At 57.4% G+C, this 646-nt stretch carries 2 protein-coding genes; both read left to right on the top strand.

All coding sequences use genetic code 11. From position 1 onward, the window contains the following. On the top strand, positions 1 to 400 hold a 400-nt coding region (locus tag DEO48_RS05340; protein ID WP_181366967.1), incomplete at its 5' end, for a major capsid protein. Positions 401 to 409: 9 nt separating this feature from the next. Beyond that, positions 410 to 646 (top strand): hypothetical protein (locus DEO48_RS05335; RefSeq protein ID WP_146198242.1); only part of this gene is annotated, 237 nt, incomplete at its 3' end.

Raw genomic sequence — 646 nt, 5'->3', positions numbered from 1 at the left:
TCTCGATACCACTATCAAAGATAACGCGATTACGTTCCCGGCTCTGAGCCCGTACGGTAACCAGGTGGATGCGGGCGCGCGTGTGGAGCAGGGGGCCGTATATAAAGGGCGCTGGGGACAGTTCGACCTGTGGCTGTACAACGACTGGTTTATCGATCCGGTTGATGATTTGGAAAAGCCGATGCTGACAGATGGGGCGGTGATTATGTCCGGTCCAAATCTGATGGGGACGCGTGCTTATGGCGCCATTCTCGATCCCGATTTTGACTATGGCGCCATGGCCTATGCACCGAAGACCTGGACGGAGAAAGACCCGGCGCAACGCTTCCTGCTGATGCAGTCTGCCCCGCTGGTTATTCCCAGCCGTGTCAACGCCGCCCTGTGCGCCACAGTGGTTTAAGGAGCCTCCATGACCCGATTAATTGAAATGGTGGTGACTAAAGGCCGCAGCGTTGTGCATGACGGTAAAACGTACGGGCAGCACAGTCGTATCAGACTGCCGCCAAATGAAGCCATCCGCCTGGAGGAGATGGGTTTTGTTCTGGCGCTGTCAGTCGTGCGCGGCCTGCTTCATGATCCTAATGGTGGCGGTTCTGCCGGCGACGATACTGGCGCAGCGGGTGATGATTCTGCCGGCGATGGCACA

Origin of the sequence: Enterobacter sp. CGMCC 5087, assembly GCF_003144775.1 — a bacterium.
GTDB classification, from domain to species: Bacteria; Pseudomonadota; Gammaproteobacteria; order Enterobacterales; family Enterobacteriaceae; genus Enterobacter; species Enterobacter cloacae_M.
The sequence above is the reverse complement of the archived record's forward strand: the minus strand, read 5'-3'. Positions and strand labels throughout refer to the sequence as shown.